The organism is Phyllobacterium sp. 0TCS1.6A, assembly GCF_026420825.1.
Classification (GTDB): Bacteria; Pseudomonadota; Alphaproteobacteria; order Rhizobiales; family Rhizobiaceae; genus Phyllobacterium.
This window is the reverse complement of the sequence record NZ_JAPMAB010000001.1, coordinates 129,207-145,541: the sequence shown is the minus strand read 5'-3', so window position 1 is coordinate 145,541 and position 16,335 is coordinate 129,207. Positions and strand designations below refer to the sequence as shown.

17 protein-coding genes and 1 tRNA gene are annotated in these 16,335 nt (G+C 62.4%); 6 read left to right on the top strand and 12 right to left on the bottom strand.

Features of this window, described 5'->3' with window-relative positions; genetic code table 11:
* Positions 1–311 precede the first annotated feature (311 nt).
* From OSJ75_RS00675 to OSJ75_RS00665, 3 genes are all read left to right on the top strand, one after another.
* Positions 312–500 carry a hypothetical protein gene (locus OSJ75_RS00675; protein ID WP_267226153.1) on the top strand — a complete coding sequence of 63 codons (189 nt, stop codon included), beginning with the start codon at positions 312–314 and terminating at the stop codon, positions 498–500.
* Positions 493–681: a hypothetical protein gene (locus OSJ75_RS00670; protein WP_267226151.1), complete on the top strand. Its 189-nt coding sequence runs from the start codon at positions 493–495 to the stop codon at positions 679–681. Before OSJ75_RS00675 ends, OSJ75_RS00670 begins: the two co-directional genes overlap by 8 nt.
* Positions 682–788: 107 nt before the next feature.
* Positions 789–2,582 (top strand): chloride channel protein, encoded by a 1,794-nt coding sequence (locus tag OSJ75_RS00665; protein WP_267226149.1) that lies wholly within the window; start codon positions 789–791, stop codon positions 2,580–2,582.
* A gap of 13 nt (positions 2,583–2,595) precedes the next feature.
* Here the strand turns inward: OSJ75_RS00665 and OSJ75_RS00660 are convergent, their stop codons facing one another.
* On the bottom strand, positions 2,596–2,769 hold the full coding sequence (locus OSJ75_RS00660; RefSeq protein WP_250019700.1) for a hypothetical protein: 174 nt from the start codon (positions 2,767–2,769) through the stop codon (positions 2,596–2,598).
* Positions 2,770–3,210: 441 nt separating this feature from the next.
* Here OSJ75_RS00660 and OSJ75_RS00655 point away from each other — a divergent pair, with 441 nt between their 5' ends.
* Positions 3,211–3,672: a hypothetical protein gene (locus tag OSJ75_RS00655; RefSeq protein ID WP_267226147.1), complete on the top strand. Its 462-nt coding sequence runs from the start codon at positions 3,211–3,213 to the stop codon at positions 3,670–3,672.
* Between the two features lie 35 nt (positions 3,673–3,707).
* Here the strand turns inward: OSJ75_RS00655 and OSJ75_RS00650 are convergent, their stop codons facing one another.
* From OSJ75_RS00650 to OSJ75_RS00640, 3 genes are all read right to left on the bottom strand, one after another.
* Positions 3,708–4,667 (bottom strand): DUF2865 domain-containing protein, encoded by a 960-nt coding sequence (locus tag OSJ75_RS00650; RefSeq protein WP_267226146.1) that lies wholly within the window; start codon positions 4,665–4,667, stop codon positions 3,708–3,710.
* A gap of 666 nt (positions 4,668–5,333) precedes the next feature.
* Positions 5,334–5,410 (bottom strand) — tRNA-Ile (locus tag OSJ75_RS00645).
* Between the two features lie 100 nt (positions 5,411–5,510).
* The gene (locus OSJ75_RS00640; protein ID WP_416362501.1) at positions 5,511–6,545 is read right to left on the bottom strand and encodes a sugar-binding transcriptional regulator; all 1,035 of its coding nucleotides are present in this window, start codon (positions 6,543–6,545) and stop codon (positions 5,511–5,513) included.
* 138 nt (positions 6,546–6,683) lie between these two features.
* Here OSJ75_RS00640 and OSJ75_RS00635 point away from each other — a divergent pair, with 138 nt between their 5' ends.
* Positions 6,684–7,415: a hypothetical protein gene (locus OSJ75_RS00635; RefSeq protein WP_267226145.1), complete on the top strand. Its 732-nt coding sequence runs from the start codon at positions 6,684–6,686 to the stop codon at positions 7,413–7,415.
* On the opposite strand, the gene ptsP is transcribed toward OSJ75_RS00635, so the two are convergent.
* From ptsP to OSJ75_RS00610, 5 genes are all read right to left on the bottom strand, one after another.
* Entirely contained in the window at positions 7,396–9,387 is a 1,992-nt protein-coding gene (ptsP, locus tag OSJ75_RS00630; protein WP_267226144.1) for a phosphoenolpyruvate--protein phosphotransferase, read from the bottom strand. The two genes, OSJ75_RS00635 and ptsP, sit on opposite strands and share 20 nt — an antisense overlap.
* A 32-nt stretch (positions 9,388–9,419) precedes the next feature.
* Positions 9,420–9,797 carry a PTS glucitol/sorbitol transporter subunit IIA gene (locus OSJ75_RS00625; protein ID WP_250019695.1) on the bottom strand — a complete coding sequence of 126 codons (378 nt, stop codon included), beginning with the start codon at positions 9,795–9,797 and terminating at the stop codon, positions 9,420–9,422.
* Positions 9,798–9,821: 24 nt separating this feature from the next.
* Complete coding sequence (locus tag OSJ75_RS00620; RefSeq protein WP_250019694.1) at positions 9,822–10,844, bottom strand: PTS glucitol/sorbitol transporter subunit IIB; 1,023 nt, start codon at positions 10,842–10,844, stop codon at positions 9,822–9,824.
* An 18-nt stretch (positions 10,845–10,862) separates the two neighbouring features.
* Positions 10,863–11,621, bottom strand: a complete 759-nt coding sequence (locus OSJ75_RS00615; protein WP_250019693.1) for a PTS glucitol/sorbitol transporter subunit IIC — start codon at positions 11,619–11,621, stop codon at positions 10,863–10,865.
* Between the two features lie 121 nt (positions 11,622–11,742).
* Positions 11,743–12,171, bottom strand: coding sequence for a transcriptional regulator GutM (locus OSJ75_RS00610; protein ID WP_267226143.1), 429 nt, complete (start codon positions 12,169–12,171; stop codon positions 11,743–11,745).
* A 165-nt stretch (positions 12,172–12,336) separates the two neighbouring features.
* On the opposite strand from OSJ75_RS00610, the gene OSJ75_RS00605 reads away from it, so the two are divergent.
* The gene (locus OSJ75_RS00605) at positions 12,337–12,960 is read left to right on the top strand and encodes a hypothetical protein (RefSeq protein WP_250019691.1); all 624 of its coding nucleotides are present in this window, start codon (positions 12,337–12,339) and stop codon (positions 12,958–12,960) included.
* Here OSJ75_RS00605 and OSJ75_RS00600 read toward each other — a convergent pair.
* The 3 genes from OSJ75_RS00600 to pdhA are packed head-to-tail and all read right to left on the bottom strand — an operon-like array spanning position 12,944 to position 16,318.
* The gene (locus OSJ75_RS00600; protein WP_267226141.1) at positions 12,944–14,278 is read right to left on the bottom strand and encodes an acetoin dehydrogenase dihydrolipoyllysine-residue acetyltransferase subunit; all 1,335 of its coding nucleotides are present in this window, start codon (positions 14,276–14,278) and stop codon (positions 12,944–12,946) included. The two genes, OSJ75_RS00605 and OSJ75_RS00600, sit on opposite strands and share 17 nt — an antisense overlap.
* 3 nt (positions 14,279–14,281) lie before the next feature.
* Positions 14,282–15,280 carry an alpha-ketoacid dehydrogenase subunit beta gene (locus tag OSJ75_RS00595; protein WP_250019689.1) on the bottom strand — a complete coding sequence of 333 codons (999 nt, stop codon included), beginning with the start codon at positions 15,278–15,280 and terminating at the stop codon, positions 14,282–14,284.
* A 6-nt stretch (positions 15,281–15,286) separates the two neighbouring features.
* The gene (pdhA, locus tag OSJ75_RS00590; protein WP_267226138.1) at positions 15,287–16,318 is read right to left on the bottom strand and encodes a pyruvate dehydrogenase (acetyl-transferring) E1 component subunit alpha; all 1,032 of its coding nucleotides are present in this window, start codon (positions 16,316–16,318) and stop codon (positions 15,287–15,289) included.
* Positions 16,319–16,335: the final 17 nt, after the last annotated feature.

The window sequence follows — 16,335 nt, the reverse complement described above, 5'->3', positions numbered from 1 at the left end:
TCGTTTCCTTCTGCAGTTTGCCGGCCGGTCGGGGTTGTCACTTCCGACCATCCGGCAACGCCATCCTTCCCCAGCAATCGAAACAGCACCGGAAGCTGCTCCCCCACTGGAAAGGACCTGCACAGAATAACCCGGTTTCAAAGTGGTGGGATAAGTTTCCACTTATCCCCCACGGAGGGCCGTGTGTTGCATAAACGAAGTGCGTGCTTCGACAGGCTCAGGATGAGGATGATTGATTTGATTGCAGAAAAGTCGGGAGCCAATATCTGAAACCTCGCAGATTTATCCCCCTGCCACTCACCACCTCCCTCATGCTGAGCCTGTCGAAGCACGAAGCACGCAACAACGTTGCTGCAATCGCTTTTACAGCGCTGTGGAACGGCGGCCATCGAGCGTGTAAATTCACCCATATGGAGCCCGCAGAAACGATTCGGATCGCCGCCATACCGATGATGATCATCGGGCGCGAGTTCCATCACGAAAGCCCGGACGATGTCTGAAACACCGCCAAAACCCGAATATCCGGAACATATGGAGAAGCCGCAGAGCGGGCTTTTCGAGCATTATTGCATGCATCCGGGCTGCGGGAAGTGGGGAAGCTTCGGCTTTGCCAACAAGTTCGGCCAGCAGACCTGGTTCTGCCATGAACACAAGAGCGACGGAAACCAGACCGTCCGCTGAGGCGCGCGCGGCCATCGGGTCCAGTTGCGACCGGCGACGTCGCTCCCTGCTTTGACGCCGGCGCGGCCAGCCTGTATTGCTCGTTCCAGCCCAAGGACGTGCCCCACATGCCTCGCAAACTCCTGCTGCGCCAGCTCGGCGTCTTTTCGATCTTCCTGGCGCCAAGCCGCCTGCGCGCCTTCGCCCGCAGCAATGAATTCGGCCTGCTGCTCGCGGCTTCGGTGATCGGCCTCGTCTCCGGCCTCGTCGTCAGCGCCATGAGCTTCATCGCGCAGATGCTGCACCAATATGTGTTCGGCCTCGACGCCGGCGAACGGCTTTCCGCCAGTACGTCAGTGGACAGGACGGTACTGTTCGTCGCGCCGATCGTCGGCGGCGCCATACTCGGGCTGCTGCTTCTCGTCCTGGCGCGGTACCGCAAGAAGCCCATCGTCGACCCGATCGAGGCCAATGCGCTGCATGGCGGCAGGCTTTCGCTGAACGACAGCCTCATCGTCGCCGGGCAGAACCTGATTTCCAACGGTTTCGGCGCTTCCGTCGGCCTCGAGGCCGGCTATACCCAGCTTGCCTCGGGCATGGCCTCGAAGATCGGCCTGTCATTGCAGCTGCGCCGCTCGGACATGCGCATTCTGGTCGGTTGCGGCGCGGCTGGCGGCATCGCCGCCGCCTTCAACGCCCCGCTCACCGGCGCATTCTATGCCTTCGAGCTCATCATCGGCACCTATTCGATCCTCAGCCTTGCGCCCGTCACCGCATCGGCGCTGATCGCCAATCTCGTCGCCCGCGCCCTTGCCGGCGACAGTTTCCTGATCGACGTCGGCAGCTTCGGCAGCGTCGTCCCCGCCGATTACGTGCCGGCGCTGCTGCTCGGCCTGCTCTGCGCCGCCGCCGGCATAGCATTGATGCAATGCGTGACCTTCGTCGAAGGCCTGGCCCGGCGCAGCTTCGTGCCGCACTGGCTGCGGCCGATGCTGGGCGGCGTCCTGGTGGGCGGGCTCGGCCTGATATCTCCGCAGGTCATGTCGGGCGGGCATGGCGCCCTGCACCTCAATCTCGACAGCGCCGCGCCTGTCGTCTCGATCGTGGCGATCCTGTTCCTGAAGGCGCTGGCATCGGCCATTTCCATCGGTTCCGGCTTTCGCGGCGGCCTTTTCTTCGGCTCGCTGTTCATGGGCGCGCTACTCGGAAAGCTCTTCGCCTATTCGGCGCCCTATATTTTCGCCCATGCGACGCTCACCCCCGTCACCTATGCCGTCGTCGGCATGAGCGCGCTGGCGGTGTCCGTCATCGGCGGCCCGCTGACGATGACCTTTCTCGCCCTGGAGATCACCGGCGATTTTCCGATCACCGTCCTCGTCCTCGCGGCAGTGATCGCCGCCTCGATCACGGTGCGCAATACATTCGGCTATTCCTTCGCCACCTGGCGCTTCCACCTGCGCGGCGAGAGCATCCGCAGCGCCCATGATGTCGGCTGGATCCGCAACCTCACCGTCGGCAAGCTGATGCGGACGGATGTGCGCACCGCCAGCGAAGGCAGCTCGCTGGCGCAGTTCCGCAAGGACTTTCCGCTCGGCTCGACCCAGCGCGTCATCATCGTCGGCGAGGACAATAAATATGTCGGCATGGTGATCGTCGCCGAGGCCCATGCGGGCCTGACCGAGACCGCCGACGAAAACATGTCGATCGACGCCTTGCTGAAATACAAGTCGGATTTCCTGCAGCCGGAGATGAACGCCCGCCAGGCAGCCCGCATCTTCGACAAGTCCGAGAGCGAGGCGCTTGCCGTCGTCAACGACCTGATCAGCCGCCGGGTCGTCGGCCTCCTGACCGAAAGCCACACGTTGAAGCGCTATAGCGAGGAACTCGACCGCCAGCGCCGGCTGGTTTCAGGCGAAATCTGACACGGCGACGGGTTTATTTCGCGATTGCAAGAACAATGGCAATCGCCAGCAGTAACGGGCCGCCCCACTTCATGAACTTCAGCAGATGCGCCTGCCCCGCCGGCAGGCTCATATAGCCGAAGCCCACCGCCGTCATCCATAGTCCGGCCGCGAACATGATAAGTTCGTCGATATAATCGGCAATCATCGGCACCCCCCGCTGCAATAGATGGCCAGCCCATCCCCAGCCCTTCGCGCTTATACGATAATCATGGTAGCGCCGGTACTGGCCGCCACGCGATATCCACTTCGTTCTGGTCTTCCGCTTGCCGCACGGCTAGGAATAAACGCCTGTAATTTACTTCGCGCAGGAACATTTTACTGCAATTCCGGTTGGTATCACGTTGGGGTCGTCCCAACTGGCTTGGCGCGTGCACCCCTTTTGATGAAAATGGCATTGTGCCAAGCCACCTTCGGGTCAAACCAGGTTTCGGGCCAGATTCCGGGCCACGTTTCGGGCCACGTTCCTGGCCACCTGTCGCCATGCCCAAATTCTTCTCATGCCTCACCCTCGAATTCATCGTTTGCGATGCCCGGTCCACCTCGTCATCCTTGGCGCCAGTTGAACACCTTTGGAAGAGCGCGATCGATGACGGACTGCCGATATGGACGACCCCGAGCGGCAGCCGCGAGACCGCGGCTTGGCGCTGCGCTGCTGGCATGTCTCGTTTTCATCGGCGCCGGCAGCGGCGAGGCGACGGCGCGGGAGGCCGATCTCCGCGGCATCGCCAATCGCCGTGGCATCGCCGGGCCGGAAGAAATGCCCACCGAGACTGCGCGATGCGAGGATCTGCGCGAGATCGTCGCCGGACTCGACGTACCGGAGGGGCAGCGCATCGATCTATGGGTGTCCGGGCCGCTGACCCTCGTGCATACGGACGATGCGCTGTGGTATCTCGCCATCTGTTCCGAGCCCGGCATCCGCGTCATGTGCGTCACCTATTCGGACAATGGCATGAAGCCCGGCGACAATATTCTCATCCGCGGCGGCATGCGCATCCTTGACGAGACGCATCTGGTGCTCGACCCCTGCCTGGCATCGCGCGACTGAGGGCGAAGCCGGGTAAGGCTCCGAGCGGCTGAACCCTATTGCAGCCGCCTCCTGATATCCGTGACGATCACATTGACGATATTCTCGGGCGTGATGATGCCGCGCGGGCTCTCGGGCTCGGCAATATCCGGGGTGGGTTTTCGAAGGTCGATCGATCCGCCTTCAGCCAGGAACGTCGGGCCGACGATGCGGACTTCGCGCTCGTCCGGCGGCAATGGGCCCGGCGCAACCGTCAGCTCCGCCACAGGTTCGGCCGGCACTTCACCGGCCGCATCGCCCTGCTCTTCCTCGACTTTCAACAGTGGCTCCGCCGGGCTGCGGCGATAGGTCAGGGCCTGCCGGCAGCCGCATCCGGGCACGGCAGTCGCACCGGCCGTGCGGTAGTTGAAGGCATTGGGCAGCGCCGCATAGGGCTTGTTGTCGGCGACCGAGATCATCACATCCGACTCTTCATCCGGCACCGTGTGGAAGTAGAGCCTGGCCTCCGCACCCGGGCACATGGCGCTGCAGACCTTCTGGTCCCTGCCGAATTCGCCCGGCTTGCTGGAAAACGAGATGGGGAAATAATAGCCGTCGCACATGCGCACGCAAACCGTGCGATAGCCCTTCTTCACCAGCGCATTCACGGTCGGGTCCGTGCCTTCATTGGTCGTGCTCACCTGCTCTGGCCCGCTGTTCACCGCGGCGCGCGGCGGCTGGCGGACCGGGGTCGCTTCGCGGTTTTCGCGGCGCCCGAACAGCACGTCGAGAAACGAGCGCTGCTGCCGTTCCGTCCGCTGGCCGCGGGATGCGCTGCCGCCGCAGCCATTGGCGTCCATCGCCGCCAGAACCCGCCGGCGCGACCCTGCCGAACCGGCGCCCTCGCCGCGCCGCAACAAGGAAAGCCTGTCGGACAGCGCACCGATCTCGCGCTTGATGCGGCTGCACTGGGCGGCATCCCTGGGGAAAAGAACGCTGCAACCTTGAGCCTTGGAGCGCCCCCGGAGTTGCGCCAATTGCCGCGAAGCCTGTTGTATTTCCCTTGATCCGGAGCCGCCCGCCTTGCCGGAGAGCTGTTGCCTCAGCTGCTTGCAAACCGCAGGCTCGGCATGGGCCGGAAGCTGCCAGGCGACCAAAATGCTCGCCGCAGCAAGTATAACCCAACCGATCCTACGCATAAGCAACGAGCCCCCGCCAGTCGATACACTATTGATGCTCTGGCAAGGCAGACTAGCGCAAGAATCCGCTCAGGTAATCCAAAATATTTAACCATTACGAATTAGCGTTAACATGTGTGGCAGGACGGGGGCACGGCCACCGCGATGGACAAGACGTCAATGGAAAGTGCAGGTGGCACAGAATTTGGCTTTGAAAGCCACGGATGAAAGTCTCGTCCAGAATTGGCAAACCAACAGCTTGATGTAAAATCCTTCATTCCGAAGAATTCAGATCGATCTTACTGACCAATACAAACATTGATGTTTGCCTTGCCTGCCTGTCTTGCCAATCCAACAGGAATTATTTGCGTAGATCCTGAAAAAATATGTCATGCAGACTGTGCAATGCTTGCAATTGGATGCCGCTCAACATTTTTCCCAACCACGTTGTCTTGGCGACGAATTACGTCCACGCTGCGAAAACAGACGGCAAAAGCTCTATATTATCAATCATTTACAAGAATTTGGTGGGCCCGGAGGGACTCGAACCCCCAACCAAGCGGTTATGAGCCGCCGGCTCTAACCAATTGAGCTACAGGCCCCACCTGTTGCGAAGCAGGCTTCGCATATTTTGCACCGGGATCAATAACGGGAAATGCCGCGATTGCAATCCCCCAGCGGCCGATCAGGACTGTTTTTTGGCTAAATCCGCCCGGCCTCGTCCTGGCCCATGGCGATGAGCCGCCGCGCGCTTTCCTCATCGGTGATGAACACCGTCGGCCGGATGAGTTTCATCGCGCCATAGAGCGAATTGATCTTCTCCCTGCCACCGGAAGTGAGCACGCGCACCGGCACGCGCTGTACGGTTTCGATGCCCACCGACATGACGAGATCGTGGATCGGGTGATCGACCAGCCGGCCGTTCCTGTCGAAGAAATGGAACAGGAGATCGCCGACGGCGCCACGCTCGGCAAGCGAGGACTGGTGCTCCTCGTTGAGGAAGCCGACGCGGTAGGGCGTGCTCGTCGCCGTCTCGATCGCACCGACGCTGAGGAGCACCATGTCGAGGTCCTCGGCCATCTCGAACACGCTCTTGAGACCGCAGCGCTCGATGAGCGCCGTGCGCGTCTCGACGCTGTCCACCATCGCCGGAGCCGGTATGAGATAGCCGTCGCCCTGGAAAAGCTGGGCGAACTGCCACGCGAATTCGGCGGGGTTGAACCTGCGCGGCTGGCTGATGCCGCCGAGAAGCGAGATCACGGTGAAATCGTCGAGCGCCTTCGGCTCCATATAGGCGAGCGTGCTGAGCAGCGTCCGCCCCCAGCCGACACCGACGCGCATGCCATTGCCGACGATGCCGGAGAGATATTCGCCGGTCGCGGCGCTGATCGACGGAATGGGATCATTGTCGGCCTGCGACAGCGGCGCGATGATGACGCGCTCGAGATCGAACTGCTGCTCGACTTCCCGCTCCAGCGCGACGAGATCGGAAAGATAGCCCTGTATGCTGATCCTGACCTCGTTGCGCGCGCGCGCCTCCGCCAGCATGCGCACGATGGTCACGCGTCCGACGCCGAGCACCTCGGCGATCTCGTTCTGCGTCATCTGCTCGATATAATACATCCAGGCGGCGCGCATGCGCATCCGGCTGATCTTTGTGTCTGGCTGGCCCACATCCAGCGCGGCCTTCTTGCCAGCGCCTGCTGCTCCGTTCTGCCGCTTGCGTCGATCAGTCAATCGCCCCCCTTTTCCCACGCGCGGATCATACGACTCGCTTTGCGCAGGTCAATTAGTACACTCCAGCAGAATATTGTTTAGCAAGCGCGGAAAAAGCGATAAAAACCATTATCCACTTTCGTGCGCGGAGCCAAACCCATGTTACGCGATATTCCAGGCGATGTTGTTGTCGGGCTGAAGGACCGCCTGCGCGACATGCGCCATATCATCAGGGCCAGCCGGAAGGAGGAAGCGAATTCCGTGGGCGAACTGCCGGAAATGGTGGTCGGAACCGTGGCCCGCATCATGGACAAGGCCTTTACGGCCGCCGAAAACGTGTCGATTTCGCTCGTTTCGCGCGATCCTTCCGCCCATGCGGGCACGGTCAGCCCGGCATCGATCCAGGATTATTTCCCGCCATTCGCCGCTGCCGGACGGGCACGCTTCCAGCGCGACATGTATTACCTGACGAAGACCACGATGCGTGCGCTCGGCGTCCCGAATGCGCTGGTGCACGAGCAGCATTTCGGCGACATCCATTCGAACATGGTGCGCAGGCATGCCGCCCTCATGCAACGCGCGGTCGGCGGCGACGCTGCGGCCATCGGCAGGGCCTGCGGTCATCTGGCGCTGCAATTGCAGGAGGATTCCGGCGTGACGGCCCTCGGCAGGCAGCAGGCCGACCTGCGCCTTTTGTGCAATGTTTCTATCGCGCTCGGCGTCGGCATCGCAACTTTCGCCGGGCGGCAGTCAGTGGTGGAGATGCCGGTCGAAAGCGCGCTGCTCGCCTTGCGGGCACGGCCGGAACGGTTGTCGGAGGCCTATCGCGCCAAGGACCCGGCGCTGGCGCTCGGCACGCTTTTCGCCAGCCTCATCCCGCATCTGCCCTGATCGCCGGCAGGCCCGAAACGCATTTCTTCGCCCGCTGGATCGAGGCCGGGCTCATGGAGAGCTCGGTCAGCCCCATGTCGATGAAGGCCGGGATGAGATCGGGCCGGCCGGCAGCTTCGCCGCACATGCCCACCATGATCCCCGCTTCGACCGCAGCCCTGGCGGTCATCTCGATGGCGGCCATCACCGCCGGATGCGTCACGTCATTGAGCTTGGCGACGGTCGGATTGAGCCGGTCGGCCGCCATGACATATTGGGTCAGGTCATTGGTGCCGATGGAGAAGAAGGCGGATTCCCGCGCAAGCATCGGCGCGATTAGGACGGCAGCGGGCGTCTCGATCATCACGCCGAGATCGAAGGAGCCATGCGCCACGCCTTCGGTCGCAAGCTCCGTCCGGCATTCCTCGATGAGCTGCCGCGCCGCGCGGAGCTCGCCGATATCGGCGACCATAGGCAGCATGACTTTCACGTTGCCGTGGACGGCGGCGCGCAGCAATGCCCGCAGCTGCGGCTTGAAGATATCGACGCGATCAAGACACATCCGGATGCCGCGCCAGCCGAGGAACGGGTTTTCCTCGTCAGGAAAATCGATGCCGGAAATGGGCTTGTCGCCGCCGATGTCGAGCGTGCGCACGATGACCGGATAGGGTGCGAAGGCCTTGGCGAGCGTCGCATAGGTTTCGGCCTGCAGGTCTTCGGACGGCAGGTGGATGTGGCGCATGAACAGGAGCTCGGTGCGAAACAGGCCAACGCCCATCGCGCCGGCCTGCTGCGCCGCTTCGATCTCCTCGAGCGAGCCGAGATTGGCGGCGATCTCGATGATCTTCCCGTCGGCGCGCCGGGGAACGATGTCCTTGTAGACCTCGAGCGAAAGCTTCTCCGCCCGCGCGCTCTCAAGCTTCTGCCGAAACTTTTCCGCTGTCCCTGTGTCCGGATCGGCGATGACGTCGCCCGTCGAACCGTCGAGCGCGATCATGCCGGCATGTTCGAGATCCTTGACCGAGCCGAGGCCGAGAACCGCCGGGATGCCATGGGCGCGGGCGATGATGGCCACATGGGAGGTGGCGCCGCCATGGCCGCAGACGATGCCGGCAATGCGCTTCAGCGGCGCGCGCGCCAGATCCCAGGCGCCGATGTCGTCGGCGACGAGAATGGAGCCTTCGGCAATATCGTCGAGGTTGACGTCATTCTCGCCGAGCAGCGCCAGGCATATCTGCCTGCCGACCGCGTGGACATCATCGGCGCGCGCATTGAGATAGGGATCGTCGAGCCTGGCGAAGTCTGAGGCGATGGTGCTGGTCGCGCCGATCACCGCCGACACGGCGTCGACGCCATCGCGCACGATCTTCGCGGCGGCAGCCGTCAGTTCGTCATCATTGGCGATGTCCTTCAGCGCCGCGACGATGCCGCGATCGCTTTCGGCGAGGTCCGTGGCTTCAAGCGCTTGCCGCATGCGGTCCTGTACCGTCGAAAATGCCAGGTTCAGACGCTCAAGCTCCGCGGATATGGCATCTGCGGGCAGAATTCGGTTCTCCCGCGCGATCTCCGGCGGGAAGAAGCCGAAACATGGCCCCATCGCCACGCCTTCGCTCGCCGCGACGCCGCGATGGCTGCCTGCCGGCAGTGCCGCCCTGGCCGCTGCGGGCGCCGAACCGGATTGCGCCGGCGCAGCGTCCGGCTGGGCGGATGGCGCGCCGCCATCATCCGGGGACAAGCCGGAATTCGGGTTCTCCAGATAGCCGATCAGCGCCTCGATTGCCTCGATCGCATCCGCACCGGTGGCGCGAACGGTGATTTCGTCATTCTCCTTGACGCCAAGCAGCATCAGTTTCACCGAACTCTTGGCGTTGACTGTCTTGTCCGCTTTTATCAGCTCGATATCCGACTCGAAGCTCTTGGCCAGGTTCACGAACCGGGTGGCGGGCCGTGCATGCAATCCGTCATGCACTCGCACGTTTGTCGAGCGTTCCATTTGTTTCTCTCTCTGGTATCAACCGGCGACGATCACCCGATGGTGATGATCGTTCCGACTTTGAGGGCGGCTACGAGTTCCGACGCGGCCACCTGCGAGGCGCAGATCTCGCCGGGGCGTTCAACCGTTGCCGATCCGTTGAATGTGATCACCACATGACCGATATCCTTGACCTTCTGCCAGGCATGGTCGCCCATTCCGGTGATCTGCGCGGAAATATCGCCGATCCGGATCGGGGTGCCCACCGAAGGCGTCTCGCTGGAAAGCTCGCCGTCCAGGCTGTGCAGCACGGATACTTCCGCCAGTTCCGGCGGCGCGCCATCGGCAAAGAGAATGACCACGCCGCCTTCGGCAAGGTCCGCCACTTCAGGCCCAACGGCGGTTATCCGTGTTTTGAGATGGACTGACATTGGCGAACCTCTTTTCTGTTTGACTTAGAATACGATCAGGCTGACGATCCATGCAATCAGCACGGATACCGGGCCCATGATCTGGCGACTGATCAGAACCGCCGGAACACCGATCTCGATGGTCTTCGGCTTGGCTTCACCAAGTGCGAGACCGACGGGGACGAAGTCGCAGCCTACCTGCGTGTTATAGGCAAACAGCGCCGGCAGGGCCATGGCCGGGGAAATCGTCCCATTGGCAATTTGCGGGCCTATGATGGCAACGCCGATAACCTGCGCGATAACCGCTCCCGGCCCGAGAATGGGCGAGAGGAACGGCAGGCCGCAGATGACCGACAGGATCAGCAGGCCGACGATATTGTTCGCCAGAGGCCCCATCGGCTGTGCCAGCACATCGCCGATCCCCGTATAGAGGATGAAGCCGATGAGCATGGTCACGAATGCCATGAACGGCAGGACGTTGCGGATAACCTGATCGATCGTGCGGCGCCCGGCATTGAAGAAGATGCCGACCACGCGGCCCATGATGCGGCCGATGGAACTGATCAGGCCGATGATGCCGCCTTCGCCGGAATCCGATGCGTCCGACGTGCGCATGGACGCTGCAAGTTCGGCGGGCGTCGGCGGCGCCGCGGACGTTGCGGCTGCACCGGCTGCCGCTGCCGGCTCGGAACCGTCCGCAAGCTGGATATTGGCTTCCTTGACGCCGGAAACATAGATGTCCTCGGTGATGAACTGCGCCAGCGGTCCGGCCTGCCCCACCGGCGTGAGGTTGACGGTCGGAATGCGCTTGCGCGGATAGACGCCGCAACGGGCCGTTCCGCCGCAATCGACCACCACGACTCCCATTTCGCCTTCGACCGGCGGCGCCTTGAAGCCATCGACGGCCTCGCCGCCGCTGAGTTCGGCGATGCGGCGAGCGACCGGATGAATGCCGCCGCCCGTCACGGACACGACCTTGTTGCGCTCCGGCGTCAGCTGGATGACCAGCGGACCGCCCCAGCCGTTGGAGCCCTTCGATATTTTTACCGGCTTGTAAGTCTTGGCCATTCTGGTTCCCCCCGGAGTTTAGAGCTCGATGCCCTGACGGCGCGCCATGATCGCGGTGATGCGTTCGGTCAGGATGCCCTTGAGCAGAATGACGACGAGCCCCACGATGGCGTACCAAATGGCGACATTGATGTGATAACCGGCAGGAACCGCCCCCTTCTTCTCCAGTTCCAGCAGCGCGACGAGAACGCCGCCCCAGACGAAATACTCGCCCGGATTGATATGCGGAAACAGGCCGAGCGGCGGATGCACATAGGATACTGCCGCGTCGTAGAATGCAGGCTTGTGCTTCTCCTCGAGGAATGAGCCGAAAGTATAGGCCATCGGATTGGTGAGGAAGAAGACGGATAGCAGGGGCAGGACCGTATAGCGCGTCAGTGCGATGCGCCCGGCGCCGCGCGCTATCCCGTGCACGCGCTCCTCGCCGACGAGCTCCGTCAGGGCGTAGAATGCGGTCATCAGCACGACCAGCGTCGGGATGATGCCGGTGACGAAACTGGCAAAGACCTCGCCGCCCCGCTGGAAGATGCCGATGAAATGTTTGCCTATGCTGGTAAGCCAGCCCAGCTGCTCCTCCTGCTGGACGTTCTGCAGCCTCTCCTTGAACTCCTCGACCGAAATATCTCCGGTCGATTGCGCCAGGACGACAAGGTCGTTGCCCGCCTGGCTGATTGCGTGCCTGCCATGCAGCGCGGCGTCCGAAACCATCGATCCCGCGATCGATATATGGTGGGACGCAACGTCGGCATGTTGCGCCAGCATCGTTAGAATTGACATTTTCCCTCCTCCTTGCGGCCGTCCCCTTGGTTGCCGCCTATGCGTTCATCGTCCTCATGCCTGCCCGGTCCTCATGCCTCCCGGTCCTCATGCTTGCCCGGTCCTCATGCCTGCCCGGTCTTCATGCCTGTACGGTCTTTATGCCTGCAAGCCCGGGCTGCTTCGGCTCCGCCCTCGCCCGGTCAATCTGGGCAATCGCCACTTCCACTGCCTTGGCCAGCGCCGGATCGTTTTCGATCAGCGAGCCGGACCGAAGACGATCGAGCGGAATATTCTCCAGTTCCTCGCGCCGCTGGAACTTGGCGAAGACGGAACGCCCGCTCATGACGAGAAATCGTTCCACGACAAGCTCCGGCGTCGCCACGATGAGCACGATCATTCCCTTTCCAAAGCGGCCGCGGACATTTCCTGCTCCGACATAGCCATCCTTGTACCTGGAAGTGATGCCTTTCATCACATCGCCGTAATGGCGCATCTGGTACCAGACGCCCAGGGATTGCAAGGCCCACAAGACACCGAGAGCCAGCAATGCCCACTGCCACATCACCATGCGATCGCCTCCCATGCCCGATCGCCACCTATGGCTGGATCGGACGTAAAAATATAGAACATTTGTTTTCTCCAGTGTCAATATGTATGATTTAGGGCTATCTTACTGGCTTGCGCAAAATGTGCGGAAGGCTAAGACTAATAGCGGTTTGCGAGGCAAGTTGGTATGGATTTTCTTTTTCGCGACGAACTGATCCGCACGCCGGATCTCCGCCACCGCCTGCGGCAGCTGCGGTGGTTCAGGATGGCGTTTCGCAAGAATGCCGTGCTGATCGCGGAGCATTTCGGCTATCACTTCGCCATCGATGAAACCCGGCTCACGCGCGCCTTTCTCAATTGGGTCGAGCGGGTGGAGCAGGAAAAGCCCTATGCGGCGCTGGACCGCAAGGATTTCATCATCTTCGCCGCCGGCATGGCCCTGAAGGAACTCATTGCGGAGGCCCCTGCCCGGGTCGTGCGCAAGCCGCTGGAGGATCCGGCCAAGGGTACCGCCGAGATCGTCGCCTTCTGGCCGGAAGGTTTTCTCTACACGAATTACTGCGTTGGAGCGATTGCCGCGATCATGGAGCAGGAATTCGGTTCGCGCCCGGCGATCGATCGCTGCGCCGACGATCTGCGCACCTGGTGGTCCTACCGCGAAAACGCATCCGAGACGCCGGATTTCGCCATCGCGTTCCTCGACAAGTTCCTTGGAAGCGAACCCAACTGGATGATGCCCAACCTCGCCTCCGCCCGGAGCGCGATACGAAGGGCAATGCTCGCCTCCAAGCCGGTCAAATCGCTCGGCTGAGTTCGCCGAGGATACGCAGGACCTTTTCCCTTTGCTCGATCTGCGGCATGTGGCCGGTCGCGCCGAACAGATGCACGGCGATTTCGCCCGGCAGTCCCACCGTGTGAACGGAAGGAATGACCCGGTCCGCGGCCCCGAAAATGACGCGGGCCGGGATGGCCAGCCGCGCGAGGCTATCCCTTATGCTGAAGGTCTGGGTGCCATCGGCGAAGAAGCGGTCGACGATCTCCTGCTGCGCGCCGCGCAGTTCCTCGTCACGCGATTGCGCCAGCGTGGCGTTGATGAACGGCTTGCTCAACAGGTCCTGGTTCTGGACGAGCTGCCGCATCCATGGCACCAGACTAGCCTCCGAGCGCGCCCGGACGAAGCCCGAAAGGAACGCGCCATTGATTTCCGGCCCGAGCCCGGCGGGCGCTATCAGCGCCAGCGCGCCGACATCGACATTGCCCCTGTCCGCGACGCGCGCCGCAATTGCGCCGCCAAAGGAGTGCCCTGCGAGCACGATGCGGCCGGGAGTGTGGGCATCGATCGCCGCTTCGACCAGCTCGGCGAAGGCTTCGATATCCTCCGGTATCGTGCGCGGCGAGCCGCCATGGCCCGGCAGATCGACACCGAGAACCGGATTGTCGAGATTGCCGCCCGCCAGCATGGGGCGCCAGCTGTTCAAATCGGCACCGAAGCCATGGACGAGAACGATTGCCGGCAATGAGGCATCCTTGCCTTCGCGCAGCCAGACCGTATTGAGTGTCGCGGGGACCCCGTCCCGCTCTGTCGGCTTGCGCTGGACCATCGGCGCCGGCCGTGCCCTGGTCGCGCCCTGCTCGACATCCTTCTTCTGGATGCGCCCCTTCGGTCCGCTGCCCGTCACGCCGGCAAGATCGATACCCGCTTCACGGGCGATGCGCCGTGCCAGCGGCGTTGCGCGAATGCGGTCCTCGTCAGATTTTGCGCCCTCGTCGGCAGCAGGCTGCGGTTCGGGATTTGGCCGTATGTCCAGTATCGCGGCCGGTTGCGCCTTTTCAGCCGGCTCCACCGGAGCCACCGGAGCCACCGGATTTGCAGCGGGCGAATAGGCTTCATCCTCGCCATAGATCCAGGCGACGGCCTGGCCGACGGGAACGGTTTCGCCCTCGGCCGCGGTGACGCCGCGCAGAATGCCCGAGGAAGGCGCATCCACTTCCATCGCAGCCTTGTCGGTCTCGATCTCGAACAGCAACTGGCCCTTGGCGATGCTGTCGCCCTCCTTGGCGAACCAGCGCGATATCTGGCCGCTCTCCATATCCATATCGACCTTGGGCAGGATGACTTCGACTGGCATGGCCTAGCGCACCCCTTTGGCGAGATCGCGCGCGGCCTGCACGATGCCGGGCACCTGCGGCACGGTGGCCTTTTCCAGATCCGGATTATAGGGGATGGGCGTCTCCGCCCCGCCAAGCCGTATGATCGGAGCATCGAGATAATCGAAAGCCTCGCTCTCGGCGATCATGGCGCTGACCTCGGCGCCGACGCCAAGCGTCTTCACGCCTTCATAGACGCAGATCAGCTTCGACGTCTTCTTGACGCTGGCTATGATGGTTTCCTTGTCCATCGGCCGCACGGTCCGAAGGTCCACCACCTCCACGTCGATGCCTTCCCTCGACAATTGCTCGGCAGCCTCCAGCGCCTTGTGCACCATGATGGCCGAGGCGACGATCGTCAGGTCCCTGCCCTCGCGAACGACGGCCGCCTTGCCGATCGGCACAGTATAATAGCCTTCCGGCACATTGCCCTTCATCTTGTAGAGCAATTTATGCTCGAAGATCATCACCGGGTCCGGGTCCTCGACCGCGGCCAGCAGCATGCCCTTGGCATCATGGGGCGTCGATGGCTGGATGACCTTCAGCCCCGGCACATGGCCGAGCCAGGCTTCGAGGCTCTGGCTGTGCTGCGCGGCGGCGCCGGTGCCGGAACCGGCTGGAAAGCGCATGACGAGCGGAACCGATACCGCCCCGCCGAGCATGTAGCGTATCTTGGCAGCCTGGTTGACGATCTGTTCCATTGCGAGGGCCGCGAAATCCGAAAACTGGAACTCGAAGATCGGCCGCATGCCGGTCAGGGCAGCACCGACGGCGACGCCGGCGCCGCCAAGTTCCGAGATAGGCGTGTCCATCACCCGGTCTTCGCCAAATCGATGGACGAGGTCGCCTGTGACCTGAAAGGCGCCGCCATAGACGCCGATATCCTCACCCATGAGGAAAACGCGGTCGTCCTTCTCCATGGCAATGGCCATGGCTTCCTGGATCGCCTGTGAATAGCTAAGCTCGCGGACCAACTCGTTCATGAAATTCTAATCCGTATAGACGTCGCGCGTCAGATTGTTGAGATCCGGCGATGGGCTGTTCTTGGCAAATTCGATGGCCGAGGCGATCTCCGCCTCCACGTCATCGCGAATTTTCTCGGCCTCGGCGGCGTCGAGAAAGCCGAATTCCTTCAGCTGGGCCTCGAAAAGCTGGATCGGGTCGCGATTATTGACCCAATCCTCGATTTCTTCCTTCGTGCGATAGCGGTTGCGGTCGCTCTTCGAATGTCCCCGGTGGCGATAGGTCTTGCACTCGATCAGCGTCGGGCCCTCGCCCCGGCGCGCCCGCTCTATGGCCTCGTGCGAAGCCTCCGCCACTTCGGAAAGATTGTTGCCGTCGACGACGACACCGGGCATGTGATAGGCGCTGGCCCGATCGGCGACATTGGCGACGGCGGTGGAACGCGCCGTCGAGGTGGACATGCCATAGCCATTGTTCTCGCAGACGAACACGACCGGCAGCTTCCAGATCGAAGCCATGTTCAGCGCCTCGTGGAAAGCGCCCTCATTGTTGGCGCCATCGCCGAAATAGGAGATGACGACCTTGCCGTTCTTTTGCTTCTTGGCCGAAAGCGCCGCGCCGACGGCGATGGGTATGCCGCCGCCGACGATGCCATTGGCGCCGAGATTGCCCTTGGAGACATCCGCGATATGCATGGAGCCGCCGCGCCCCTTGCAATACCCGGTCTCCTTGCCGAAAAATTCCGCGAACATCCGGGAGACATCCGCGCCCTTGGCAATGCAGTGGCCATGGCCGCGATGGGTCGAGGTGATCATGTCGCTCTCGGCAAGCGGCATCGAAATGCCGACGGCGCTGGCTTCCTGGCCGATCGACAGGTGCATCGTCCCATGGATGAGGCCGCGCGTGTAGGATTCTTCCGCGCCCTCTTCGAAACGCCTGATGAGATACATCTTGCGCAGCGCTTCCTTCAACTGCTCCGGGCTGTAGTGCCGGAACGCGAATGGAAGATTGCTGCCATCATCCTTGAGCTTGATATTCGAACTTCTGGCGGAAGCCATTTCAGCACCTCTCCCTC